22 protein-coding genes and 1 pseudogene are annotated in these 25820 nt (G+C 63.9%); 14 read left to right on the forward strand and 9 right to left on the reverse strand.

Features of this window, described 5'->3' with window-relative positions:
- The 4 genes from V5A53_RS03070 to V5A53_RS03085 form a co-directional block, all read right to left on the reverse strand.
- On the reverse strand, positions 1-912 hold a 912-nt coding region (locus V5A53_RS03070; protein ID WP_332312098.1), incomplete at its 3' end, for a SpoVR family protein.
- Complete coding sequence (locus tag V5A53_RS03075; protein ID WP_332312099.1) at positions 909-2237, reverse strand: YeaH/YhbH family protein; 1329 nt, start codon at positions 2235-2237, stop codon at positions 909-911. The genes V5A53_RS03070 and V5A53_RS03075, both read right to left, overlap by 4 nt.
- On the reverse strand, positions 2228-4504 hold the full coding sequence (locus V5A53_RS03080) for a PrkA family serine protein kinase (RefSeq protein ID WP_332312100.1): 2277 nt from the start codon (positions 4502-4504) through the stop codon (positions 2228-2230). Before V5A53_RS03080 ends, V5A53_RS03075 begins: the two co-directional genes overlap by 10 nt.
- The gene (locus V5A53_RS03085; RefSeq protein ID WP_332312101.1) at positions 4501-6573 is read right to left on the reverse strand and encodes a PrkA family serine protein kinase; all 2073 of its coding nucleotides are present in this window, start codon (positions 6571-6573) and stop codon (positions 4501-4503) included. The genes V5A53_RS03080 and V5A53_RS03085 overlap by 4 nt, the downstream gene beginning before the upstream one ends.
- Before the next feature lie 349 nt (positions 6574-6922).
- On the opposite strand from V5A53_RS03085, the gene V5A53_RS03090 reads away from it, so the two are divergent.
- A complete protein-coding gene (locus V5A53_RS03090) occupies positions 6923-7312 on the forward strand; it encodes a DUF5820 family protein (RefSeq protein ID WP_332312102.1) in 390 nt (129 codons plus the stop codon).
- Positions 7313-7836: 524 nt separating this feature from the next.
- Here V5A53_RS03090 and V5A53_RS03095 read toward each other — a convergent pair.
- Complete coding sequence (locus V5A53_RS03095) at positions 7837-8544, reverse strand: DUF2270 domain-containing protein (protein WP_332312103.1); 708 nt, start codon at positions 8542-8544, stop codon at positions 7837-7839.
- A 43-nt stretch (positions 8545-8587) separates the two neighbouring features.
- A complete protein-coding gene (locus V5A53_RS03100) occupies positions 8588-9223 on the reverse strand; it encodes a helix-turn-helix domain-containing protein (protein WP_332312104.1) in 636 nt (211 codons plus the stop codon).
- An 87-nt stretch (positions 9224-9310) separates the two neighbouring features.
- On the opposite strand from V5A53_RS03100, the gene paaA reads away from it, so the two are divergent.
- The 7 genes from paaA to V5A53_RS03135 all read left to right on the forward strand — a co-directional run bounded on the left by paaA (position 9311) and on the right by V5A53_RS03135 (position 12972).
- A complete protein-coding gene (paaA, locus tag V5A53_RS03105; protein WP_332312105.1) occupies positions 9311-10252 on the forward strand; it encodes a 1,2-phenylacetyl-CoA epoxidase subunit PaaA in 942 nt (313 codons plus the stop codon).
- A 2-nt stretch (positions 10253-10254) separates the two neighbouring features.
- Positions 10255-10584, forward strand: coding sequence for a phenylacetic acid degradation protein PaaB (locus V5A53_RS03110; protein ID WP_332312106.1), 330 nt, complete (start codon positions 10255-10257; stop codon positions 10582-10584).
- Positions 10581-11453, forward strand: coding sequence for a 1,2-phenylacetyl-CoA epoxidase subunit PaaC (gene paaC, locus V5A53_RS03115; RefSeq protein ID WP_332312107.1), 873 nt, complete (start codon positions 10581-10583; stop codon positions 11451-11453). Before V5A53_RS03110 ends, paaC begins: the two co-directional genes overlap by 4 nt.
- On the forward strand, positions 11446-11886 hold the full coding sequence (gene paaD, locus V5A53_RS03120) for a 1,2-phenylacetyl-CoA epoxidase subunit PaaD (protein WP_332312108.1): 441 nt from the start codon (positions 11446-11448) through the stop codon (positions 11884-11886). The genes paaC and paaD overlap by 8 nt, the downstream gene beginning before the upstream one ends.
- Positions 11883-12053 (forward strand): 1,2-phenylacetyl-CoA epoxidase subunit PaaE, encoded by a 171-nt coding sequence (gene paaE / locus V5A53_RS03125; protein WP_332312109.1) that lies wholly within the window; start codon positions 11883-11885, stop codon positions 12051-12053. Before paaD ends, paaE begins: the two co-directional genes overlap by 4 nt.
- A 75-nt stretch (positions 12054-12128) precedes the next feature.
- The gene (locus tag V5A53_RS03130) at positions 12129-12644 is read left to right on the forward strand and encodes a hypothetical protein (RefSeq protein ID WP_332312110.1); all 516 of its coding nucleotides are present in this window, start codon (positions 12129-12131) and stop codon (positions 12642-12644) included.
- A gap of 55 nt (positions 12645-12699) precedes the next feature.
- Positions 12700-12972, forward strand: coding sequence for a DUF7553 family protein (locus V5A53_RS03135; RefSeq protein ID WP_332312111.1), 273 nt, complete (start codon positions 12700-12702; stop codon positions 12970-12972).
- A gap of 6 nt (positions 12973-12978) precedes the next feature.
- On the opposite strand, the gene V5A53_RS03140 is transcribed toward V5A53_RS03135, so the two are convergent.
- On the reverse strand, positions 12979-13773 hold the full coding sequence (locus V5A53_RS03140) for a sulfurtransferase (protein ID WP_332312112.1): 795 nt from the start codon (positions 13771-13773) through the stop codon (positions 12979-12981).
- 279 nt (positions 13774-14052) lie between these two features.
- On the opposite strand from V5A53_RS03140, the gene V5A53_RS03145 reads away from it, so the two are divergent.
- The 3 genes from V5A53_RS03145 (at position 14053) to V5A53_RS03155 (ending at position 16728) form a co-directional block, all read left to right on the forward strand.
- The gene (locus V5A53_RS03145; protein ID WP_332312113.1) at positions 14053-14913 is read left to right on the forward strand and encodes a sulfurtransferase; all 861 of its coding nucleotides are present in this window, start codon (positions 14053-14055) and stop codon (positions 14911-14913) included.
- Between the two features lie 180 nt (positions 14914-15093).
- Positions 15094-15720, forward strand: coding sequence for a rubrerythrin family protein (locus V5A53_RS03150; RefSeq protein WP_332312114.1), 627 nt, complete (start codon positions 15094-15096; stop codon positions 15718-15720).
- An 84-nt stretch (positions 15721-15804) separates the two neighbouring features.
- Positions 15805-16728 carry a ring-cleaving dioxygenase gene (locus V5A53_RS03155; protein WP_332312115.1) on the forward strand — a complete coding sequence of 308 codons (924 nt, stop codon included), beginning with the start codon at positions 15805-15807 and terminating at the stop codon, positions 16726-16728.
- A gap of 4 nt (positions 16729-16732) precedes the next feature.
- Here the strand turns inward: V5A53_RS03155 and V5A53_RS03160 are convergent, their stop codons facing one another.
- Positions 16733-18343 carry a hypothetical protein gene (locus V5A53_RS03160; protein WP_332312116.1) on the reverse strand — a complete coding sequence of 537 codons (1611 nt, stop codon included), beginning with the start codon at positions 18341-18343 and terminating at the stop codon, positions 16733-16735.
- A 233-nt stretch (positions 18344-18576) separates the two neighbouring features.
- On the opposite strand from V5A53_RS03160, the gene V5A53_RS03165 reads away from it, so the two are divergent.
- Genes V5A53_RS03165 through V5A53_RS03175 form a run of 3 tightly spaced genes read left to right on the forward strand, consistent with a single transcriptional unit; the run spans position 18577 to position 25115 of the window.
- The gene (locus tag V5A53_RS03165; RefSeq protein ID WP_332312117.1) at positions 18577-20745 is read left to right on the forward strand and encodes a hypothetical protein; all 2169 of its coding nucleotides are present in this window, start codon (positions 18577-18579) and stop codon (positions 20743-20745) included.
- Positions 20738-21655: a RecB family exonuclease gene (locus tag V5A53_RS03170; RefSeq protein ID WP_332312118.1), complete on the forward strand. Its 918-nt coding sequence runs from the start codon at positions 20738-20740 to the stop codon at positions 21653-21655. Before V5A53_RS03165 ends, V5A53_RS03170 begins: the two co-directional genes overlap by 8 nt.
- Positions 21648-25115, forward strand: a complete 3468-nt coding sequence (locus tag V5A53_RS03175; RefSeq protein ID WP_332312119.1) for an ATP-dependent helicase — start codon at positions 21648-21650, stop codon at positions 25113-25115. The genes V5A53_RS03170 and V5A53_RS03175 overlap by 8 nt, the downstream gene beginning before the upstream one ends.
- Positions 25116-25142: 27 nt before the next feature.
- On the opposite strand, the pseudogene V5A53_RS03180 reads toward V5A53_RS03175, so the two are convergent.
- Positions 25143-25820 (reverse strand): annotated as a pseudogene (locus tag V5A53_RS03180) (hypothetical protein); the annotation flags it as partial.

A 25820-nucleotide genomic window follows, 5' to 3' on the forward strand; every position in this document is an offset into this window, starting at 1 on the left:
GCCCTCGTCGGCCATCATCTTCGACTCCCAGTAGGCGGCCCACCCCTCGTTCATGACCTTCGTCATCTTCTGCGGGGCGAAGTAGTAGGCCTCCTTCCGAAGGAGTTCGAGGATCTCCCGCTGCCACTCCTCGTAGTCGGCGGCCTTCTCGGTGTCATCGTCGTAGGCCTTGCCGTGCGAGCGGAGGAAGCCGAGGACGTCGGTCTCCGGCGTCTTCGGGAAGGTGGCGCCGCCCTCGTCGTCGGCCATCCCTTCGACCCACTCCTCGTCGAAGACCTGTTTGCGAACCTCCTCGGAGAGGTCGAGTTCGTCGAGTTGCTCGGCGACGTCTTCGGGAATCGTCTCCTCTTCCTCCCACTCTTCGGCGGTCGTGAAGGCGCGATGCTGGTCGATGTTGTCCTCCAGACAGAGGACGTGGTCGATCCACTCCTCTACGGCCTCCCGGGAGACGTCCGGGTCTTCCATGTACTCGGCGATGGTCTCGGAGTGGCGTTCGAGCATGGCCGCCGCGTCTGGCGAGGTGCCGAACAGGCGGAACCACTCGTTGTTCTTGAAGAAGTCCGCGTGGGCCTCGACGTGTGTGATGACGGCCTTCTGGTCGGCCATCTCGTTGGATTCCTGCAGGAAGGCGTTCGAGGGGTCGTCGTTGTTGACGATCTCGAAGGCCTTGCCGCCGAGGTACTGGCCCTGCTTGCGCTGGCGGTCGTACTGCATGCCCCACCGCCAGTGGGGGTAGCGCTGCTGGAAGCCGCCATAGGCGATGAGTTCGTTCATCTCGTCGTAGTCGACGACCCAGTAGTTGACCGGGAAGGGGTCCAACCCGAGTTTCTCCGCGAGGTTGTTCGCCTCGCGGGCGGGTTCTTCGAGACCCTCGGCGATGCGCTGTTTGTGGATTCGGTCGTCGGTGCTCATGATTCGTCCTCCGTGCTCAGGATTGTGTAGATGGCGTCGACCACGTCCTCGGGGCTCTGGACGTAGGCGACGGCGACGTTGCTCGAATCGCCGAAGTGGTGCTGGACCTCCTCGGCGTGGGTGGCGTTGATGGCGTTGCCCGACGGCTGGGTCTCCACGTAGGCGTGGAGGTTCGCCGGAATCTCCTCCATCATCGGGATGACCTTCTCCTCGGTGTCGTTCGAGGAGTTCTCGGAGTCACCCGCCGCGAAGACGTAGCGGTTCCACTCGCTCCACGGGTATTCCTCTTCGAGGATCTCGGCGGCGAGTTCGTAGGCGCTGGAGATTCGGGTGCCGCCGCCCGACCGGATGCCGAAGAACTCGTCGCGTTCGACCTCCCAGGCGTCGGCGTCGTGGGCGATGTAGACGAACTCGGCGTTGTCGTACTTCCCGGTGAGATACCAGTCCAGCGGCGTGAACGTCCGTTCGACGAGTTCGCGCTTGGACTGGCGCATCGACCCCGACACGTCGCGGATGTTGACCACGACGACGTTCTTCTCCCGTTCCTCGATGATCTCGGGATAGCGGTAACGTTCGTCCTCCCGGCGGAACGGAATCTCGTCGATGCCCTCCCGGCGGATGCGTGTCGCCGTCGCCTCCTTGTCGACTTCCGCCTCCATCTCCTCGATGGAGTCCCACCGGTCCGTCTCCTCGGCCGGGATGTCCTCGTAGGCGTCGTCGATCCAGGCCCGGGAGACGGGGATGTGGTTGTCGCGTGCCCACTCGAAGACCGTCGACGGACCCCAGCCGTCGACGCGCAGGGCCTCGTGGATATACTCCTCGTCGAAATCCATCGCGAGTTTCCGCTTGAGACCTTCCTTGAACAGGCGCTCGAAATCGAGGGTGCTGGCGGGGCCGCTCCGGGTGATGTCCGTGAAGTCGCCCTCCTTCTCCTCGATGACCTTCTTGCCTTTGGGGTCGAGGTCCAACCCGAGTTCTTCGTCCAACTCCTGGGCGAACTCCTCGGGGTCCATCTCGTAGTACTCGTGTTCGCCGCCCTCCTCGCCGGGTTCGTCACCGTCCCCATCGTCGTCGCCGTCGCCGGGCTGTGGCTGGGGCTGGCCGACCGGATCGCCCACGTCGGGCGTGCCGCCCTGGCCCTGCCCGACGCCGCCCTTGTCGCGGGGGTCGTAAACGAACGACGGGAGGTCTACGATCTTGATCGGTATCTTCACCTCGTCGGGTCGGGAGTTCCCCAGGTCGCCGTACTGGATGAACTCCGAGAGGTCCTGTCGTTTCTCCTCGCCGACCTCACGGAAGCGGTCGAGGTCGTCTCTCAGTCCCATCGGTAACTCACCTGGCTCATGACGTGTCTACTGGTCAGTTCAGCGGAGGCCTCCGAGTAGCCGAACAGCTCCTGCATGTTGCGGAGCGTCTTCTCCTTGATGGCCTCCGTCTCGGTGCCCGAGGGCGGGTCCGCCCACTGGCTCGGTTCGAGGTCCCCGTAGGTTCGGCCGACATCGTCCCAGTCGTGGCTCCCGAGTACGGTCTCGATGACCGGAATCTCGCGGGGGTCGACGTCGGTTACCGAGAAGTCCTCGTCGCGGTTCCGCCACGCGTGGCGGTTCAGCGCCGTGATGACCTTCTCCTCGCGGAACTCGGCGACGCCGTCGTCGGGGTCGGAGCCGTCGTAATCGTCCTCGTCGAACCGGCCGAGGTGCTCGATCTCGAAGACCTTCATCTTCAGCGGGTCCGGCTCCTCCATCTCCCCGCGGTCGTTCTCGATGCGTTCGTCCTCGACCCACGCGTAGACGTGTTCGATGTACTCCTCGACGGTCTCCTCGTCGACCCGCTTGTCACGCATGATCGAGTCGATAACGTCGGTCTCCTGCTGGCCGAAGACGTGGTTCTTGATGGGGACGAGGCGGTTCTCGTATTCGGTCCGCTCGCTGCCCGAGAAGACCGGCGCGTCGTCGAGGCCGTCCGCCATCGCGTTCAGCACGTCACGCGGCATGATGACGTCCTCGACGGCCAGTTCGGCGTGGTGACGGTCGGTCTTCTCGTGGAGCAGGTCGGCGATGATGTCGCGGGTGTAGGTGACGGGGATACCGCCCGTCCCCTCCTCGACGTCCGCGAAATCGAAGTCGTCCTTGTAGCGGCGTTCGTCGCCGTCCTGCAGGTAGCCCTGGTCGTAGATGAGCGCCTTGTCGACGAGGTCCAGCCCCGGCGGGAGCGATTCATTGTCGATACGCGTGCCGACCGCATACAGCGCCGCCGCTTCGACGGCGTGTGGCGCCAGTTCGCGTTCGCGGACCGCACCCTCGTCGCCGCGAACGGAGACGGTGATCGGCTCCTGGATCTTCTCCTCCAGTTCCTCGTAGTTGTCGGCCTCCCAGATCTCCGTCTCGTTGGTCAGCTCCCGGCGGACCAGTTCGGCCTCCAGCGAGAGGTTCGTCAGGTAGTGGAACTCCCGCTTGTCGAGGCGGCGCTTCAGCGCCTTCAACGGGTCCGATCCCTGCCGTTCGGCGTGCTGGTTCAGTTGGGCTTCGAGGTCGGGGTTGGAGATGATGATCATCTGGGTGTCGACGTCCATCCCGACGGCCTTGTCCAGTTTCACCGTCCCCTCGTCGGGTACGTTCAGCAGTTTCTGGAGCAGGTCGGCGTGCTGGGCCGCGTCTTCGACGATCGTCAGCAGGCCGTTGCCCTGCGAGAGGACGCCGTCGTAGGAGAACGCCTGCGGGTTCTTCCGGCCGCGGGAGTCCAGCGCCTGCAACATTCCGGCCATCCACGACCCGACCAGTCGCTCCTTGGGCGTGCCGTCGTCCTCGCTGTGGAGGACGCCGATGCCATCTCCCACGTCGACGACGTAGTTCTTCACCCGGAGGTGGTCGGCGTCGGCGACGGCCGAGAACAGGTCGTCTTCGCCCTGCCGCCGATACCGTTCTTCGAGGTGGTCGTAGGCCTCACGGCTGAACGGGTCCAGCCGGGTTTCCAGATGGATTGGGATGTGGTCTTCGGCCGACTCGTTGAGGTCCGAAAGCAACTCCTCGCGGACCGATTCGGGAAAGACCGAAAGCGGGTGAGCCTGAACCGGCGAGGGATACCAGTCGTCCTCGTCGGCGGCGCGCTTGCCGCCGTAGGTCATCCCCGGCGAATCGTCGGTACCGGCGATGTTCCACTCGACGGTGTAGCGCCGGCCCTCTTCCGTCTTCGAGAACTCCCGAAGGCCGTTTATCAGGCACCGCTTGAGTTCGGATTTACCCGTGGCTGTCGGCCCGTCGAGCCAGAGGATCTTCTCCTCTTTGCCGCGGCGGGCCGCAATCGACCGCAGGTCGTCGACGAAGGCGTTCAGCACCTCGGTGTTGCCGAGGATGGCGTGTTCGCCGTCGTTGTGCGGGTCATCGAAGAAGCGGTAGCGCTCCTTGCGTTCGCCCTCCTCGACGACGGTCCGGGTGCCAGCGGCCTCGATGGCCTCCAGCAGGTACTTCGAGGCGTGGGCGGCCGAGGTGGGGTTCTCGAAGATGGTCTCGACGTACTCCCCGATGCTCATCGGGGGTTCGTACGTCTCCCGAAGCGCCTCGTCGGCGCGGCCGATGTAGTCGTTGGCCGTCATTCCTCTTCCATCTCGGCTTTGGCGACTTCGGCGCCGGCGAACTCCAGCACCTCCTTTGCGCCTTCAGTGCTGTACCCCTGCTCTTCGAGGGCATCGACCCACGCGTTGCGCTCGTCGTCGTCCAACTCGCCGCTGGAGACCAGCGCCGAGAAGTTGATGTTGTGTTTCTTGTCCTCCCAGAGCTTCCGTTCGAGCGCACGGCGCAGACGGTCGTTGTCCTGCGGTTCGAAGGTCTCTCCTTCACGGGCACGACGGGAGACCCAGTTGGCGACCTCCTGTCGGAAGTCGTCCTTGCGGTCCTCGGGGACGTTGAGTTTCTCCTCGACCGCCCGGAGGAACTTCTCGTCGGGGTCCTGTTCGCGGCCCGTGATCTGGTCTTCGACGGTGTCGTCGTCGATGTAGGCCATGACGTGGTCCATGTACTTCTCGCCCTGCCGCTGGATCTCGTCGAGGTCGTAGGCCAGCGCGTGGCGGACGTCCTCGATTGCGCGTTCCTTGTACTCCTCGCGAACCAACTCGAGGTAGCGGTAGTACTGCTCGAAGTGCTCTTCGGATATGGACCCGTGGTTCTCGAGGTTCTCTTCGAGGTGGTTGAACGTCGTCAACGGTGAGAGGAACCCGCGACCGCGATGCATCGAGTCCATGATGGCCTCGGCGATCTCGTCGCCGATGAATCGCGGGGAGACGCCGTCCATCCCCTCGCCGATGTCGGCGACGGCCTCGGCCTCGTCCTGCAGTTTCTTGATATCGATGTCCTCGCCCTCGTCGATCTCGCCGTTGTAGGCCTTGGCCTTCTGGACGACCGAGATGTTGCCACCGTCCGGTTCCTCGATGCGGGTGAGGACGCCGAAGAGACCGGCCATCTGGAGGGTGTGTGGTTCGACGTGCATGTCGGGCACGTCGGCGTTGCCCAGCATCTTCTCGTAGATGTGGGCCTCCTCCTCGTACTGGAGGACGTACGGGAAGTCGATGCGCTTGGTCCGGTCGTTGAACGCCTCCATCTTCTCGTCGCCCTTCTTGTCGCGGTACTCGGGCATGTTCGTCCGGCCGACGATGACCTGGTCGATGTCGATACGGGGGTTGTTCTTCGGCTTGATCGTCTGCTCTTGGGAGGCGTGCAGGAAGTCGTAGAGGAACTCCCGCTGGAGTTTGAGCAGTTCCTCGCCGGAGAAGATGCCCCGGTTGGCGTTACAGAACGCCCCCGAGTAGTCGAACGCGCGGGGGTCCGACTCGCCGTAGACGGCGATCTTCGAGTAGTTGACGTCGCCGGTCAACTCAGTCTCGTCCTGGTTCTTTTTGTCCTTGGGTTCGAACGTCTCGATGGCCTGTCGCTTGTTCTCGTCGGCAAGGAGGCGGATCACCTCCACGTGGTTTTCCAGCACCTGCTGGAGGTCGTCGTCGTAGTGCTCCAGCAGTTTGTCCATGTAGAACTCGCTTGCGGGGTCCAGCGCCTGCTCGTTGCGGATGGTGTAGGGCGCATCCAGCCGTTCGTTGAGGTCGTCGATGACCTGCTGGCGCTGTTCGAGCGGCAACAGGACGATGGGGTCCTGGTTCATCGGCGATCGAACGACGTCGTCGGCGGGGTCCTGGTCGTGGAGGATGTCACACAGGCCGGTCCAGCGGAAGGTGTACATCCGTCCCGCCTCGCGGGTGGTGTAATCCTCGTAGTAGCGCCGGACCTGTCGGTCGAAGTCGGACTTCCCGGAGCCGACCGGCCCCAGGAGGAGCTTGATGCGTTTCTCGGGGCCGAGGCCTCTGGCACCGGATTTCACCTTGTTGATGAACTCGTGGATGGCTTCGTGGATGACCCGGCCGTAGAAGGTGTTCTCGCCGTCACCGAGCGGGTCCTCGGCTGCCAGTTCGTACTCGACGACCCCTTCGTCCTCGTCGTAGGTCGTCCCGTAGTAATCGAACATGTCAGCCACCCGCTGGTGGGCGTTGCGGGCGACCTTCGGGTCGTCGTACAGCTCTTCGAGATACCAGTCGAACGACCGGGTCCGTCGAAGGTCCGACGGGATCGAGTTCCTGTACTCCTTGCTGAGTTCCTCGAGGGATTCCATGTCACTCATTCTATCACGTGGATGGTCACCCATCCGGCCCGGGGACCCGGGCTAACCGTCACACCGTTCGATGCCGTGGCACGTCGACACTTACCACACGACATGCCAGACGCGCCCTTAGTCGGGCAACGACACATCGCAGGTGGCAAGCGGCGGCCACGTCACCGATAGTATCTTATATATGAGTGCTACAACGTCATAAGTATTGTTGCCACACGACACGACATCGTTGTGGCGCGCCACACCGAAACCAGCAACAGCAGCCGGTATTCTTTCCGTCGGCTTGCGGGGCGTCGGTCGCCCGTCAGACGCCATTTATAAACCGAAGGCTGATACGGACCCCGTACGAAGCACGAATATGCTCGACGAATCGGCCCTCGGCGACGGTTGGGAGGTCTGGAACGCCGAGGAGTCTCGCGTCATCCTCGCCTATCGCCCCGACGTGTTCAACGGTTCGGATTTCCCATCCCCTTGCCTCCCCACGATCTACGTCACGCGCGGCCGCCGGAATCGCCGCCCGGAGGGCAACCGGAACCTGCCGCCCGATGCCCCATGGATGGTCACGCTCTATCTGGAACCGGAGGTCAACCGCGACCCTGACGCCTACGACACCATCGGCGACGCCATCGAGGGTGCCGAAGCCCTCTCGCGTCGCTTCGCGGCCGGCGAGATCGATTATCGCGGTCTCTATCAGGTCCCCCGCGAGGCGTACTTCGAGGAACTCGACGAACTGACCGGCCGCGAGTGATATGTTGGTTGTGTGCAGATGGGCAGATCTGCTCCGCACATCGTCGATCCCACTTCAGGTTCGGTGAAGTAGGCGGTATAACGGCTCTGCGTATCAATCGCCATTAGAACGAATACAGTTCCATCCGAACCAGGGAACACATCGAATTACTTTTTCGGAGGGGCAACTGTACTCTCTACAGGTATGCCCTCCGAGAAGACGTGTCCCGATTGCGAGGAACCACTGGAACGGATGGAACTACAAGGAACCGACGCCGTTGGCGAACTGTCTATCGTCTCACCGTCGACGGACGACGGGTTTCTTAGTAGTATCCGAGCGGATGAAATCCTGACGCCAGTTCTATACGTTTGCCCCGACTGCCGACGAACCCTCCTGTATGCCGAAAAGTAGCCGATACATTAGTCTCCTATACTGATCGATTCATCCTCGGTTTCTAGAACGGGCGACCACGTGGCAGAAGGCGGCGTTTTCGCTTCAAGCGGCGCGAGTACGTCGGATGGGCGATTCGACTGCTGACCCGTCGGTTACTTCCAATCGGAGGATTCGTCCGTCGATTGTAACTGGCCTTTCGCCTTCCGCTGCCGCGGCCAGAGCGTGAGGCCCACGATACCGAGGTAGTAACAGCCGACGACCACGACGACGATTCGACCCGATATCCCGCCGATAGCGGCGGTTCCGAGGACGCCAGTTTCGGCACTCGCGAACACCGTCAACCGGACCACCCACGCACCGACCAGCACGGAGATGAGGGGCGCGTAGACGCGGCGCAGGCGGCGCGTAACCGCCTCCAACGTCGGCGTTTTCATCGTCGGTTCCCGGAGGTCGTTGCTCAGGAGTTCCCGCCAGTGGGTCTGGACGACGCCTTCCGGGTTGAGGGCGTTGGCGAATACGTTCTCTTCGAGGAGTCGCACCCGTGACCGCCAGATATCGTAGATCCGGTACCGGCGAGATTCGATCCACAGGAAGACGGTGACCATCACGATACCGACGAGGATGACGTAATGCGGGCGCGTCTCCGCCGAGAACGCCCACGTCAGAAGCGTCGCCGTCAGCACCACCGCCCAGTTGGTCGTCCTGTCGACCCGCGTCCGCCACGAGGCGGTCCGCCCGAGTTCGCCACGATAGGCGTGGCCCATGAGCGACAGGAAATCCGACCGGTCGTCCGCTGCTTCGCCCGCGATCTCCCGTTCGCCCGGCGATTCCGGGTCGAAATCCTCTGGCTTGCCTGTCATATCCTTTATATCAGGGTCGGATTGGTAAAACCACCCCTCGGAGTCAGTCCAGCATGCGGTCGAACAGCTCGGACTGGCCTCGGCGCAGACGTTCCAGAAACGCCGATTTCGAGATGCCGACCGCGTCGGCGACCTCCTGGGCCGTGACGCGTTTCGGCACGTCGAAATAGCCCATCTCGTTGGCCGTCTGGAGTGCCTCTACCTGTGTGGGCGTGAGGTTCCAACGGCTCGCGATTCCGTCGTCGGCGTCCTCGCCGAGCGGGGAGATACGTTCGAGTTGCACGCCGACGGCCTCGCCAGCGGCTTCGAGGACGCCGTGAAGGACGTCTTGGCCGACGACGGCGCCGACGTGGCGTTCGACGCCGTCGACGTACCGGACCGATTCGACGAGAAAACCCTCGTCGATGAGTCGGTGGACGACACACCGCTCCTTGGAGAGACACCGGTGGGTGTAGCGCCCGTCGGCGGCCGCGCGGTGGAGGTATCGGATGCGGTCGTCCGCGTCGAGTCGCTCGCCAATTCCCGAGTCGTCGGTCGAAAACCGCAGGAGTGTGTAGCCGTCCTCGCGCAACAGCGGCGCCGCCGCCTCGACTGCCCCGCCGGTCGCCCGCGTGGCCTCCGCGAGCGGACACTCGTCGCCGGTGACACGGAACTCGACGACGAGACACTCCGAAATCATGTGTTCGGTTAGCACGCATTAGTATTTAAAACCAGCCTATAGGCGGGTTAATCAGTATGCCACTTCGTCACACTAGTTCTTGTAGTGATGGACCTCCAGACCGTCAAAGAGCGCGCGGGGCCCCGGGAGTTCGGCCCCGGCGACGACATGCCCCGGGAGTATCGCGAGGCGGCGACCCGGATGATACAGTTCCACGCCAACAGCGAGATCATGGGCGCCTACATCGAGCGCCCGTTTATCAGACAGGCGCCGAGTCTCGACCGCAAACTCGCGGTCAGCGCGCAGGTACAGGACGAGGTCGGCCACGGCCAGTTGCTCTATCGGGCCGCCGAGGAGCTGGGCATCAAGACTCGCGAGGAGATGTTGGACGAACTCGCAAATGGCGAGGGGAAGTTCCTCAACTGCTTCCACTACCCGCTGGACGACTGGTACGAACTGCCGATGATCATGTTCTTCGTCGACGGCGCGGCGATGCGCCGGCAGGCGACCCTCAAGCGGACCTCGTGGGAACCCTACGCCCACGCCATCGACAAGATCTGCTTCGAGGAGGGCTTCCACATCAAACACGGCGAGGACATCCTGCGGACCATCGCGACTGGCAGTCGGAAGGACCAGAAGCGCCTGCAGGAGGCCTTCGAGAAGTGGTGGCCGCGCATCCTGCAGTTCTTCGGGCCGACGGACGACCAGTCGACCCACGGCGAGTTCGCGATGGAGGTCGGCCTCAAGACGATGAGCAACGACGACCTTCGGAACGCCTTCCTGAACGCCTACGTTCCCAAAGCGAAGAAGTACGGCCTCGAACTGCCCGAGTACCCACGCGTCGAGTACCACGAAGCCGAGGACTACTACGAGGTTTACGAGGAGGACCTCGACTGGGACGAGTTCTTCACCGTCGCCAAAAACGAGTATCCGACCGGCGCCGGTCAGATCGACAAGCGCAAGCGGGCCCAGGAAGCCGTCGAGTGGGTCCGTGACGCGATCGAATCACCCCAGCAGGGCGGGGTCAGCCCTGCGGCCGCGGACGACTAACCATGAAATGGGAAGTGTTCCGTCAAGAGAAGACGAAGGACTACCACACCCACGTCGGCAACGTCCACGCGCCGAACGCCGAGTTGGCGAAACAGTACGCCCAGATCATGCACGCCCGTCGGAAGCCCGCCAACAGCCTGTGGGTCGTCCCCAAGGAGGACATCGAGGAGGTCCACGCCGACGAACAGGGCATCGAGATGGGCGGCACCACCCAGAAGCAGTACCGCTGGGCGACGAACTACAACACCGACGAGACGTTCGCCGAGGAGATCGAGGACAGCCAGCGCGAACAGGAAAAGGCAGAACGCGACCTCGCGGAGGCCGACAAATGACGCCAACCGAAGACGGGACGCCGAGTACCGAACCGCTGGGCGGCCCCGAGGACCTGAACGACCGTGAGCGCGCGGCCGTCGAGGCCGAACTCCGCTGTCTCGCCGACGACGAGTTCGTCGTCGCCGAACGCTACACCGAGTGGCAGGTCCGCGGGCCGACCCTCGAATCCGACATCGGCATCGCCAACATCGCACAGGACGAACTCGGTCACGCTCGCCTCTGGTACGATCTGCTGGAGGACTTCGGCTACGACCAGGTCGACCTCATCTGGGAGCGCGACCCCGACGACTTCCGTCACTCCACGATGGTCGAACGACCCTTCGAATCGGGCGACTGGGCCGACTGCGTGGTTCGCGGATACTTCTACGATACCTACGAACACCTGCGGCTCGAATCGCTGGCGGAGACGACCTACCCGCGCATCGCCGACCGCGTCGGCAAGGTCCTCGGCGAGGAGGACTACCACCGCGAACACGCCCAGAACTGGCTCGAACGACTGTGTGAGGATGCCGACGGGCGCCAGCGCGTCCAGCAGGCCGTCGACAGGCTCTTCCCCTACGCGTTGACCCTCTTCGCGCGGACCGACTACGAGGAGGACATCGTCGACCTTGGCATCCGGCCGAACTGCCTCTCGGAACTCCGCGGGGAGTGGCGGACGATGGTGTCGTCGTTCCTCGCCGGCCTCGGCGTCGATGTGTCGGTCGCCGACCACGACGAACTCCTCCCCGAAACGGTCGGCCGCGATGGCACCCATACCGACGCGTGGCAGTCCCTCTACAACGAGTTCACGTACACCTACAAGCAACTGGACCGAAGCGAGGCGCCCGCGCTGATGCCCGACCCCGACGAGGTCGAAAGCGATGTCTGAACCCACCGAGTTCGACGAGTTCGATGACGTGGAGGGCGCCGCCAGTCCGACCTACTGCGCCTACACGGAGTACGAACACGGCGTCGCCCCCGACGTCCTCCCGGCAACCGGCGAGGACGCCGAGGGCGTCGAGGCCCAGGTCTTCGAGGAACTCTACGAGGTCGAAGACCCCGAGATGCCTATCTCCGTGGTCGATCTGGGTCTCATCTACGGCGTCGACGTCGAGGACAGCCACGCGACGGTGACGATGACGCTGACCTACACGGGCTGTCCCGCCCGTGACTATTTAAAAGAGGACGTCCGACAGGCCGCCGAGCGCGCCGAGGGGGTCGACTCGGCCGACGTCGAGTTGGTCTGGAGCCCCGAGTGGAACCTCGAACTGGTGACCGAGGCCGGCAAGGAGGACCTGCGGGAGTTCGGGGTGAGTATATGAGGGGGCGACCGGACCCCTCGACGGACACCGACGACGAGGCCGAGCCCGCCGAGTGTCCCTACTGCGGGTCGACGAACACCGAGCGCGAACACCCGAAGGGGCCGTCGCTGTGTCGGTCGATGCACTACTGCAACGAGTGTGGCGAGCCGTTCGAGGCGTTCGGGTAGCAGCCCTCACTATAAGCTCAAAGACCCTTTTGACCCTCCTGAAGACACTTATCAGGGGCGACGGTAGCCGCGTGTATGCAACGACGGAGGCTACTCGCCGCCCTCGGAGCGGCGTCGGCCGGCACGCTGGCCGGCTGTCTCGGCGGCGGCGACCCCGGAGACGGGACCGAAACCGAGCCGCCGGAACCGTGTACTGTCAATCGCGAAACGCCAGCCGACGTGGAAAACGACGATATCGACCTACGCGAACTCCCCGAACGGCCCGACGACCTGACCGAGGACTCGGTCGAGACGTACGTCCGCGAGTACGAGGCAGCCTATCGACAGCATAAACTCTACTCGGCGGAACTGACCTCCTACGGCCACAGCGAGAGCGTCGAGGACATCAGCGAGACGGATCGCGGCTGGCGGGTCGAACTCCGAACGAACTACTATTATAACGAGGAGACTGACCGAGGGACGGTCCACGCCGACAGTCCCTATTATAACGTCGTCTATCTGGTCGCCGAGGACCGCCTGCTTCGTGCCTCGAACGAACAGCACGACGCGGACCCAAGTCTCGACGATGCCGAGACGATGGAGTGTTGGTGAGTGGAGTACGGTCGGATAACTTTAGGGGCAGTCTACAGAAGGGTCGACTAGAACGATGCCCCGAGAAGAACACCTCGAAGAGGCGGCCGAAGCGCTCCGAGAAGCAAGCGATGCGGCGGACGGCGAGGCGGCCGAGCGCCTGACGAAGAAGGCCGACAGTTTCGAGGAGGCGGCCGCGGAGGGCAAGACCCTCGACCACGGCACGCTCGCGCGCCACGAGCACGGCCTGCGAGAGGTATCTGATGACGAAGGTGGCGACGTCGCCGACCACGTCGACGCCGCGCTCGAATCGATTACCGAGTACCGGTCGACCGTCGAAGGCGTCTGAAGCCGGTCAGGATTCGACGGCTTCCAACTCCCCGCCTTCCCGTTCCCATTCGGTGAGGCTTCCCTCGTAGAACGCCAATTCCTCGTAGCCGAGGGCTCGGAGAACGGTGTAAGTGTGGCTGATGCGGCGGGCGGTGTTGCAGTAGAGCAGCACGTGCTTGTCGGGTGTGACGCCCCTGTCCTCGAGTAACTCCCGTATCTCGGCTTCCGGTCGGAGGCCGCGGGTGTCGTCGTCGACGAGTTCTCGCCAGTCGACCCGGACGGCACCGGGGATATGGCCCTCCTCGTATTCCCATTTCTCGCGCGTGTCGACGATGACTGTATCGGGGTCCTCCAGCGCCTCTCGGACGAACTCGATGCCGACCAGCGGGCCGTCTTCGTCGAAGGCGGCATCGTAGGATGTCGGCTCGGGGGTCGGTTCCTCGCTGCTGACCTCGTGTTCGAGGTTCCACGAGGAGTAGTCGCCGTTCAGGAGGTGGAGTCGTTCGGGGTCGTGACCGTAGAGTTCGGCGGTCACCAGAAAGCGGGCGGCGAAGACGCCGTGGGTGTCGTCGTAGGCGACGATCTCCGAGTCGTTGTCGATGCCGACTTCGGCCGCGAGCGCGGCGAAGGCGTCGGCGCCGGGGAGCATCCCGGTTTCGGCCTCGCCGTGTTCGTCCGCACGGAACGTATCGAAGGGGACGTTGACCGCGGTCGGGATGTGGCCGATGCCGTCGTACTCCCATGCGTCCCGAACGTCGACGACGGCGAGTTCGTCGAGTCGGTCGGCGACCCACTCCGCGGCGACGACGCGCTGATTCATATCGGTTCGTCGGTCGCCGTTCAGTTTAACCCATGCGTGGCTGCCGTTTTCCCCCTGACTCGTAGGAAGCGGAAATTGTTACTGCTATTTCGTATGTAGGAAGCCACGGGTAACGGGGATTGTACGCCGTCGTATGTCGAAAGGACTGCTATTCGGGAATCTCGCCCCGTCACTCGTCGTCACGGCTTTAGGCACGTATCTTGCCGTAAGCGGGGAGGCACGGCCGTACGTGCCGTTACGTACGGTAATATATGGTGGTGGGTCGTATGTCGGAGCGTAATGAGCAACTACGCGAACGACGTGCTCGTTTCGGCCGACGAGGTCGAAGCGCAGCTCGACGAATTCGAGAGCGACGACCCGGACAAGCGACTGGTAGAAGTCGACGTCGACACCGAGGCCTACGACGAGGCCCACGCCCCCGGTGCCATCGGCTTCAACTGGGAGACGGACCTGCAGGACCAGACGACCCGTGACATCCTCTCGAAGGACGACTTCGAGAACCTGCTGGGCGAACACGGCATCACCGAGGACAGCACGGTCGTCCTCTACGGTGACAACTCCAACTGGTTCGCCGCCTACACCTACTGGCAGTTCAAGTACTACGGCCACGACGACGTGACGCTCCTCGACGGTGGCCGCGAATACTGGCTCGAGAACGACTACCCGACCACCGACGAGGTACCGGAGTTCTCGCCGGTCGAATACGAGGCCTCCGGCCCGCGCGAGTCCATCCGAGCCTACCGAGAGGACGTCGAGAACGCCATCGAGCGCGACCTGCCGCTGGTCGACGTTCGCTCGCCCGAGGAGTTCACGGGCGAGATCCTCGCCCCCTCGGGTCTTCAGGAGACCGCCCAGCGTGGCGGCCACGTCCCCGGCGCCCAGAACATCTCGTGGGCAGCCGTGACGAACGACGACGGTACCTTCAAGGACCGCGACGAGCTCGAAGAGCTCTACGCTGAGTACGGTATCGGCGGCGACGAGACGACGGTCGCCTACTGCCGTATCGGCGAGCGTTCCTCGGTCGCGTGGTTCGCCCTGCACGAACTGCTGGGCTACGACGACACCATCAACTACGACGGCTCCTGGACCGAGTGGGGTAACCTCGTCGGCGCGCCGATCGAGAAGGGCGAGGCCGAGTGAACGCAGGGAACGAGGCCTCGTAGCGGAACGGCGAGCCGATAGGCGAGCCGTGAAGCAGGGCGAAGCGGAATAATCCCGCATAGACTCGCCTCCGCGAGTTCCCCCGTATCGTCGCATGACTTCCCCGTTTTTCGAAACGGACCACGCCCTTTCAAGCGATAGCTCTCCCAATCAACACACATGAACCCCGACGAATTCATCGACGCGGTCGCATCCGAGAACGAAACCGCCCTCTCACGGCTGGGCTCCTCGAAATCCCTCTATGCCGACACCGAGGGCGAGATGGAACCCGAGGACGTCCTGACCGCCGCGGCGACGGCCGAACACCACGCCGCCGAGACCTACGAGGCATGGGCCGACGACGAGGACGGCGACGTCACCGACGCCTTCGCCGAGACAGCCGCCGAGGAGCGGGACCACTACGAGACGGTCGTCGGCGAACTCGACGACCACGAACCCGGCGGGATACCCGCGATCCAGGAGTATCTGCGTGACCTCGACGGCACCGTCGAACGCATCGGCGGGTTCGTCGGCCGGACGCTGGCCGCCGAGAAATCCAAAGCGCAGATGACCGGCTTCTTCACCGGCCAGGCTGACCCCCAGACAGCCAGTCTCTTCCGCGGCATGGGCGACGACCTCGATGCCCAACTGGAGCGGGCGACCGAACTGCTGGAAGCCGAGTGCGGCGACGACGAGGATTGCTGGGAGCGCGCCGAAGACGCCGCCACGGGCGCGATTCAAGCTGCCTATGACGAGTACACCGAGAGCCTCGAAAGCATGGGCGTCAACCCGAAACCGGTCTGCTAAGGGCTTCCTTCGGTCGCGCCTTCGACGGCCGTAACGGCCCCCGCTACGGAAGCCGTTTTCCCTTCGCATCGCCTCCCTTCTGGTATGCCTACCGACATCCCCGGTATCCACCACGTTACGGCCATCGCGGGCGATCCAGAGCGCAACTTCGAGTTCTACACCGATACGCTTGGCTTACGCCTCGTCAAGAAAAGCGTCAATCAGGACGACGTTCACGTCTACCACCTCTTCTATGCCGACCACGGCGGCTCGCCCGGTACGAGCATGACCTTCTTCCCCTATACGAACGCCCGACAGGGCCGCGTCGGAACTGGACAGGTCACCACGACCCAGTTTCTGATTCCCGAGTCGTCGGTCGACTACTGGACCGACCGTCTCGACGATGAGGACATCGGCTTCGTCACCAGCGAACGCTTCGGCGACACAGTCATTGGCTTCGAGGACCCCGACGGCCTGCCGCTCGAACTGGTTGCCCGCGCGGACGCGCCGACCGGCGACCCGCCCGAGGGACCCGTCCCCGAGGAACACGCGATTCGGGGCTTTTTCGGCGTTTCGCTGTCCCTGTCGACTGCACAGCCAACCGCGAACCTGCTGGAGACGATGGGTTTTCGGCCGACCGAGGAAGAACAGCATCGCCAACGCTTCGAATCCGACGGCGAGTTGGGCTACGTCATCGACCTGCTGGAGGACCCGCAGGCCCCGCAGGGCCAGCCCGGCGGCGGGACGGTCCATCACGTCGCCTTCCAGGTGACCGAAGACGAACAGGAGCAGTGGCGGGACGTCCTCCAGCAGGCCGGCCTCCGACCGACCGAGATCATCGACCGCACGTGGTTCAAATCGGTCTACGCCCGCACGCAGGGCGGCGTCCTCTTCGAGTTCGCGACCGAGGAACCGGGCTATACCGTCGACGAACCGCTCGAATCGCTCGGCGAGGAACTGGTTCTCCCCGAATGGCTGGAGGACCGCCGCGACGAGATCGAGGACGCACTGCCGGAACTGTCGCTGTGAGTGTTTATAAGCGGTAATACCGGACGAGCCCTAACAGCAGGCCGGCACCGAACCCGAGCACCCCGAGGATCAGCGCGATGAACTCGAATCGTGCCGGGACGCGACCGCGACTCACGAATGCGAGCACACCCATCAGGAACAGCAGGCCGACAAAAAGGTAGCGACGAAGGCCTTCGTGTTGTGTTTCGTAGCGCTGTATCTCGGGAACCGAGGTACCCAAGAGTAGCAGGACCGTCAGCGAGAGAGGGAGCGCGATGACTTCGCCGAGGCCGCCCCGTCGGGTGAACGCGTCGACGACATCCGGAAGCGACGTAGAAAGCCACACGCTCCACGTCTGGACGACGAGGGCGGCGACAATCCACCAGCTTTCGGACCCGATCGGTTGGGGCGCCCTGTGGAGGGTCCACCGCACCGTCCAGAAGATGGCGACGATACCAGGGGGCCACGAGACAGCGAAGGCCGCCCGGAAGACCGAAATATCTGCATAGTGGACGTAGGCGACCGCGAGCAGCCACGCGGTGACCGGGACGGCGATCAACCCCGGCGGGCGCGAAACCAGCGCGCCAGCGTGGTCGGTCTCCCGAGACTCCCACGCATTCAGGAAGTAGGGGAGGCGTCGGAGTTCGCGCACCCAAGCCCAGAGGCCGTAGATACCGGCCAAACCGAGCAAAAACAGGACGCCAACGGCGTTCCAGAGGATGAGCCCGACGTCGATGGTCGGGACTTGGACGAACCCGGACAGCCCTGTAACGAGCAAATCGAGGATTGCGGTGGTCAGACTGATGCCGACGAAAACGAACCCCGCCGAGAGGAATACGCCGAGTACCGTAAACACCGTCATGAACATCCCCTGTAGGCTTCGGGTCGCGTTTTCGATGACATCGGCGAGGAACCGCTCGAAATCGAATTCCAGATCGAGGACACGCCGTTGGTCAGGTCCCGCGTCGGTCCGAGGCAGTACCCGAACCGAAACCGCCCACGCGAGGAAGGCAACGTCCGGGATGGGATACGCGTAGACGAGTGCCCGCGTCGAGATCGCTGCAATAGCGACTGGGAGCCCCACAAGCATGCCGACGGCTAGCAGATGGAGGCCGGCCCCAACACCCCCGAGCCAGCCCTCGCGTTCGAGATCGGCCTCGATTTCGTCGGTGACGTCCTCGTGTGGGGCGACGAAATCGACAATCGCGACGCTCTTACCTTCAGGGTCGAGAAGCGACCACCCGTGTCGACGGTCGAAGTAGGTCAGAAACAGCCCCGCACACCCGAGCAGGACGAGGAACGTTCCGGCGACGAGCACTTCCGGAGTCGTCGCCTGCTCGAGGAAAACGCCCAGTGAGACGGTACCGCCGGCGAAGATGGCCCGGAACCCGGTCGCCTCTCTGGGGAGGACGTCGAGGTGGCTGTAGGCGAGCGGTGCGAAGGTATAGAAGGCGACGGCGAGCATAAGCCAGGTCGTAACGAAGCTGACCGACGGATTCCCGACCCACCCGCTCACGATAGATAACGCCGGCGTGAGGATGTCCTCGGGAAGGCGGGTGAGGATGTCGAGTAGAGCCGACCCCGCGAGCAACCCGTGCCGGGAGCGAACCCATGAAACCGACGACGCCTCCGTCATGTGCGCTCTTGTCGGCGGTTCAGCGGAGCGACGCATAAGCCTTCGTCCGATCGCTCGATCCGCTCCGAGGCCGGCGGGGCGCCCGCTACGTGAGATCGGCGACGACCTTATTACCCTGCTATCGGATACTGAACTATCACTCGAATCGCCGACGGGACCGCGATTGTCGAACCGCTCACTCGGGCCTGTACGTACCTCCGTGGAGATATGATCCCGTCACACCGACCGATCGAATGACTAGCCCGTCCAGCCGACCGACCCTTACCGGGGACCTGTATCAACTCCCGTTCCAGGCCGGCGATATCGGTACCCACGCAGCATCGCTGTATGCCGACCTCGCCGACGAACACGGCGTCGAAAACGTGCTCGTTCTCAAGCGGTTCCCGACGGGCATCGAGACCATCGGGGATGCGTTCGTCGACGCTGTCGATGGCGTCGAACGGCCCGAGATCGTCGGCCTCTCCGCGTATGCGAACCTGACGCTGACGGAACTGCCCGACCCGCCGGCGCTGCTCGATGGGGCCGAACGGAACCTGTTGCTGTCGACCTTCATCCGCGACCGCGAGTGGTCGAACGACTACCTCGCCCGTGCGGCCGAACACGAATCGTTCCGATTCGACGTCTCGCAGTTCGTCACCGAGGCAACGTGGCAGGGCGGCGAAATCGAAACCGGCGACGACGCCCTCGCCGAACTGGCCGAGGTGAACGACGCCTTCCACGCATGGCTCGCCGAGGCCGACAGGCTCGATCCGTCACGAAGCCTCCGGTATGCTTCCGACGCACTGGCCGACCCCGAGCGGCGTGGACGCGTCCAGTCAGCGTTCGAAGCCGTTCTCGTCCTCGAATTCGAGGAGTTCACGCGCATCGACCGCGAGTTCCTCGCTCGACTCACCGAGGGAGTACCGCTCGTGTGCGTTGCCGAGGCCGACAGCGCGATCCAGCGGACGTGGAACGAACCCCGGGAAATCGACACCTACGTTCCGGACCTCGACCGTGCCGGAACGTTCGGGGAATCGGCTTCAAACGAGCAGGCAGACGGTCCCGATGCCGTCGCGTCCTTCCTCGCAACGGGGGCTGTCCCGGATGCCACCCCTGCGATAGCGGAGGACGTGCGGGTCATCGAGGCGGAGACGTTCAGCGACGAACTCGCAGCGGTCGCCGAGGAGATCGAGCGACTCCGACGGTCGGAGGGCCTCGCCTACGACGAGATGGCCGTGGTCCTGCGAGATTCGAACGCACCGATTCCGGAGACGCTTCGTGGGCTCCGGGCGGCGGGGGTTCCCGTCACGTCGGCGACCGTCGGTGGCCTCGAACACGACCCCGCTGCTCGTGAACTGTACGCGCTCGCGAGTTGGTGTTTCAGACGTCAGGACCCGGAGCCCGAAGCCGGGGACACGGTCGAGGACCTCCCAGGTTGGCCGTCGGATCGTGCCCGGACGACGCTTGAAGCCCGCGTCAGTGCCGTTATCGACGATATCGACAGTGTGCTCGAATCGGTAGTCGAACGCGCTGAAACCCATGGACTCGTCGATGCGACCAACTACTGGCTGCTCGCAACCCATCTCAAGCATCGAGTCGGTGAGCGCGAGGAACCAATGGACGCGAAGACGCAGTTCGAACACGTCCGGACGCTCCGGCGACTGGTCGAGTCCGTCGCGGAGTCGTCGCTCCTCCCGAGCGACTGGCGGACGATCTGCGCGGGCATGGAGGAAGAACTCCAGCGGGCGACCAGCGACAAGATCGCGACCGAACTCGACCTCCCCGAGGGCGGCGTCCTCGTCGACGCCGTCCGCGTCCTCAAAAACGAACAGCGGCGGGCGGTCTTCCTCCTCGACGTGACCGACGAGGAGTACCCCGCCGACCCTCGGTTCAACTCGCTGTTCCCGACGCCGCACCTCGAGGAACTGGACGGCTATCCGGCCTTTACGACGCCGACGGTCGAGGACGTGACGGAGACGTTCGCGCCTGTCGAGGACCCGATTAGACCGCTCCACGCGTACTACGCGGCACTCAGCAGGCGGATGCTCGCAGTCGGTGCCCGGTGTGGGACCGAACGGCTCTACTTCGGCCTCCATCGGGAGGATGCGACCGGGACCGGGAGCCGCCAACAACCCTCGCGATATCTCGCCGCGCTGGAAGATACCTTCGGCGAGTTCCCACGCGTCGACCACGAGGGCGTGTACAGTCACGGGGAAGCCGTCCGGTTCGCGCTGACGCGCGTCGACCAGTCGCTCGAACGCGTGCGTCGGGCCGGGTTGGTGACCGACCCTCTCGACATGGACGAGATCGAAGCCGAGTTCGAGGCCGTTCAGCGAATCCTCGATGCGGACCCGCCGTCGAACCTCGGGCCGGCGATCGAGGCGCGACTGGATTTCGCCGACGGGGGTGTCCGCCGTGAGTGACGCGGATCGGCGGCTCTCCCCGTCCCGGCTTGCGACGTACGGAACCTGCCCCCGAAAGTACGAATACGATGCTGTCTGGGACGTTGAAACGCCCGACGAATCACGGCGCTATCTAGACCGGGGGCTGGCCTACCACGCCGCCATCGAGGAGACGTGTAACGCCGTTCGGGAGGCCGACGAGGCGTTTTCGGACGAGGAGATTCGGGAGTATGCGCTCGATCGCGTCCGAGCGGAATGGACGGCACGAGCGAAACGTTCGGAATACCAGTCCGACGCCCAGTTCGAGTACGACCGCGCGCTCACGATCAGTGCTGTTGAGTCGTTCTTCGAGACGGACGGCATCGAGCATGCCCGCAACTCCATCGCGACCGAGAAGACGGTTACCTACGACCGGGGCGACCGGCACCTCAAGGGGCGGGCGGACAACATCGTCAGGACGGACGACGGCCTGCACATCTACGATTATAAAGGGAGTTTCAACGGTATCGTCTCGTGGCGGTCGGCCGATTCCATCCCGCTGCATCGGAACGGCGAAGAGTACATCGCGGGGAAACTCAAGAGCCTGTTTCAGGCGGCCATCTACATCGAGGGCGCGAAGAACCTCGACGTCTACGAACCCGGGATGGACGTCGAGTTCAGTTTCTACGCCCTGCTTAAAAACAAGACCCGTGAGGGCCATCCGGATGGCCTGCAGGTATCGGCCAGCGGGTATCCACGGGACGTGACCGATATCTACGAGGAGTATCGCGACGATATCTGGGCAATCATCGAGGACTGTTACGACGGCATCGTCGGCGAACGCTACGAGCCGAGCCGCTTCGAGGAGATTCGCGAACACTCATGTGGCGATTGTGATTACCGGGCGATGTGTAGCGACTATCTGAGCGCGGAGGTGCGGATCGATGAGTGACGACGGCGCGAAGTCGGGGGAGGACAGCGAGGACCCGTCGCCACGCCCCGACCAGCAGGAGATCATCGATTCCGACGACTACCCGATGCGCGTCCTCGCCGGTGCGGGGACCGGCAAGACGTTCACGATGGTCGAGAAAATCGAGCGACTACTGGAAGCCGGAACGCCACCGGACGAGATCCTCGCGTTGACGTTCACGAACAAGGCCGCCGACTCGATGCGCGAGAAGCTCGTCGAGAAGGTCGACGAACGCGGCTACGACATCGAGGCCTACACCTATCACGCCGTCTGCAACGAGCTGTTGAGCGATTTCGCCTATCACGCCGACCTCGATCCGCGGTTCGACGTGGCCACCGAAGCCGACCAACTTCAACTCGTCTACGAGGTCCTTGATGAGATCCCCTACCGGTTTACGAACCCGGACGTCTACGAGAACCACGACTACGCGACCGGCGCGCCGGAACGGCTGTTCTCCTTCATCGAATCGATGAAACGGGCCGGCATCACGCCCGAGGAGCTGGACGCGTACCTCCCCACGCCCGAACGGCTGGCCGAACTCGAGGGGGTCGTCGACCGGGTCCGGGAGGCGACCGATGAGCATCTCCGTACCCGCAAAGACCTCACTGCGGAGCGGCTCGACCTCTTCGACGGGTGGTTCGACGAGTTCGTGTCGGTCCTCAAGACGGAACGGAACGGTCTCGGTGGATCGGGAATGGAGGCCGACGTAGCCGCCTACATCGACGCGATGATCGAGACCGTCGACGCGCTCTCGGCGTTCTTCCACGACAACGCCGACCGGCTGAACGACGGTGAGTTCGCCAATGGCCACAAACTCCCAGCACACCTGTTCGACTCCTACAGCGGCGCCCCCGCCGGAATGCCGTCCATCGAGTTCACGCTCCCGGGGACGCTGGAGGCGTTTATAAACGACTGCCAGGAGGTCTCGGATCTGGTGCCGGGCTATCGGGCCTACCAGCAGGCACTCCGTGCCGAGAACCTGCTGGACTTCAACGATCTCGTGACCGAAACCGTCGCGCTGCTCGAAAACCAAACCGTCACCGACTGGCTCGATGACCAGTATTCCTACGTCTTCTGTGACGAGTATCAGGACACGGACGCCCTCCAGTTCGAACTCGTTCAGCGACTCGTGACCGACGACCGGCTCTTCGTGGTCGGGGACGACGATCAGGCGATCTACGAGTGGCGGGGCGCGAACGTCGACAACATCGGTCCCAGACTCGAAGCGGCGTACCCATCGCTGGCCAGCTATACCCTGGAAGAGAACTTCCGCTCGAAACAGCCCATTCTGGATCTCGCGAACAACGCCCTCGACGAACTGGGGGGCCGTGGGAGCGACAAGGAACTCGACGCGATGTTCGAGAAGGCAGATGCCGACGACGGAGTGATTCACGTCGAAGCCGCCGAGGAACTCGACGACGAGGGCCAGCAGGTGACCAACGCCGTCACCCGTCTTGTCGACGGGCAGTCGGTCCACACCGACGAGACGTACGCACCGAGCGATATCGCGATTCTCGTCCGGAAGAAGCGCCACGCAAAGCCACTGATAGAGACGCTCTCGAAGGCAGGTATCCCGTACGAACTCGGCGGCGATATCGCCGCGGAGTCCGTCGGCGTCGAGACGGTCATCGCTGGCCTCAAAGCCGTCGCCGACCCGGCCGACGAGGTCAGCATCAACCGGCTGTTGACGATGCGATATCGGCTCCGTGCCGACGACCTGCGAAGGCTCAACACCGCCGAAGACTCCCTCCGAACGGCGCTGGAAACGCTCGACCCCAGCGCATACGAAGAGCCGGAACGCGTCGAACGCTCCGCGGCCGACCTGACGCACCTCTGGAGCCAGCGCGATACCTACTCGCTGACGCGTCTGTATCGCGAACTGAAGGACCGACTCGACCTCGAGTGGTTCCTCTCCGAACAGGAACGACGCGACCTCCGCCAACTGGACGACCTGATCGATAGTTTCGAGGACGGCACCGTCGAACCGGAGCTTTCGAGCGACTTCATCGATTTCCTCGCACGGCACGGCTCTATCACGGCTGATTCCTCCCGCGGTCTGGAAGACCAACCCGACGAATCGGCGGCCGGCGTCCGGATTATGACGATCCACAAGAGCAAGGGACTGGAGTTCCCGGTCGTCGTGTTGCCGGAACTCGTCGCCGACGAGTGGGCGCCCCGCGAGCGGACCTACGACCGGATCGAGACGGCACTCGATGCCGAGGAACCCTCTCCGACCGAGTACGACCCGCTCCTGACGGACGAACGGGAGGCACGCCGCCTTCTGCACGTGGCGATCACCCGAGCCGAAGAGTGGTGTCTCCTCTTCGGCCGCACCTCCGAGGCGAATGCCGATGACCGGGATTCCGAAGAGATGCGTCCAGAGACGGTCGATACGGCGCTGGGCGATGCCGTGCCGTGGTCCGTCTCCGGGGTGTCGTTCCCGATCTGGGAGACGGTTCGACGGAGCCTGCCGCCGACCGCTGTCGACGGGACGGAAACCATCGCCGCACCGATAGAAACCGACACACGGACCGCGGCGGTAGACGGGGCCAGATTGCTCGACCGGACCGAAGCGCGCCGTCGCGTCCTCGATCTCGGCCGCCGCGCGCTCGCCGGCGACCTCGACGTATCACCCGACGCCCGCATCGAGATCGCGACTGAATCGGTCGGCGTCAAACCCGAATCACGCCTCCAGCGGCGGCACAGCTACACCTCGCTGGATGCCGTCGCGGAATGTCCCCGACAACACTACCTGAACTACGTGGTGCGAGCCTTCGACGACCCGCAGTTAGCGACCGCCGACGAAGCGGGCGATGGATCGTCGGTGAACACGCGGACACAGGGGGTCGTCTTCCACGAGGCCGCAGAACGGGCCGGCGAGCGTGGCTACACCCGACCCGACGAATGGAAGCAAGCGGCCGAACGGATCGCCCGGATGCGAGGCGAGGAAGCCGTGCTTCCGGCCGTCGAGACCTGCATCGACCGGTTCTTCGAGTTGGAGGCCAGCGAGTGGACGATACTGAGCGCCGAGCGTGACTTCGAGTTGGAACTCGACGGCGAACTCGTCGTCGGACAGATCGACGCGCTCTGTCGGACGCCTGAGGGCGAACTGGTAGTCTTGGACTACAAGGCGACCGACCGGACGCGGGATCTGGAGACGAACCTCCAACTGCCGCTGTACGTCCTCGCGTGTCGGGAACTGTTCGACGAGCCGGTCGAACGTGCCGGCTACGCGTACGTGGGATCGGCGGGTCCGAAGCTGGCGACCAGACGCTTCGACGAGGGGGCGCTGGATGCGGCGACGGAGCGTATCCATGAGCGACTCCAGGCGGCCGTAGAAAGCTCGTACAGCACCTTCCAGCAGAATGACCACTGCCGATGGTGTCCGCACGCCGGCCTTCCGTGTGGCCCGGAGGGGTATGGTGAGTCCGACGAGCCGTGAGTCGGAGGCCGTCGGCTGCGCCCGAGGCTACCCTTCGAAGGCTTCGGTGATGGTCAGGTCACGCTGCAAGAGCGGTTCGATTTTCGGGCTCCGCGGATCGACGACGAGTTCCTCCTTTTGCCAATGGCGGCCGTCCTTTCCGTTCCAGACGCCGTACATCGTCACGCCGGGGAGCCGGATCACGCCGAACCTGACCGCGAGGAAGTAGAGAAGGTAACCGAGTTCGTCCCACGAGGCGGTCGTCTCCCGCGGTAGTGTTCGCGGGAAGTCGACGTGCTGGACCCGGAGTCCGGCCTCGTTCGCCGATTCGACGAACCCGAAGTCGTTGCTGAACAGCAGCACGTCCTTCCGGCTCTCCTCGTCGAACTGCCGATATCCCTCGACGATGTGCTCGTCGCCGGTTTCACACTGGACGCGGTCGACGTTTCGGTCGGCCATGAGTCGCCGGTACTCGTAGAGGCCGAGGAACCCCTCTCGGTTGTCGCCGGCCGGTTGGTTGTCGAGGCGTTCGAACTCCTCGCCGAACGCGTCCACGAGCGAGGCCGTCCGGTGTTGTTTGTAGTGCCAGTCGAGTTCCTCCTTGACGCCCGTGGCGAGGGCGTAGCCGTTGGTCGGTGACCGACCCTCGTCGTCCCGTTTGCTACTCCGGTGGTCGATGCCGAGTATCTCGCCCATCCGCCACGGGATGATGTTCGCGTCGATGCC

It is taken from the genome of Natronomonas sp. (genome assembly GCF_036625485.1).
In the GTDB taxonomy this organism is placed as follows: domain Archaea; phylum Halobacteriota; class Halobacteria; order Halobacteriales; family Haloarculaceae; genus Natronomonas.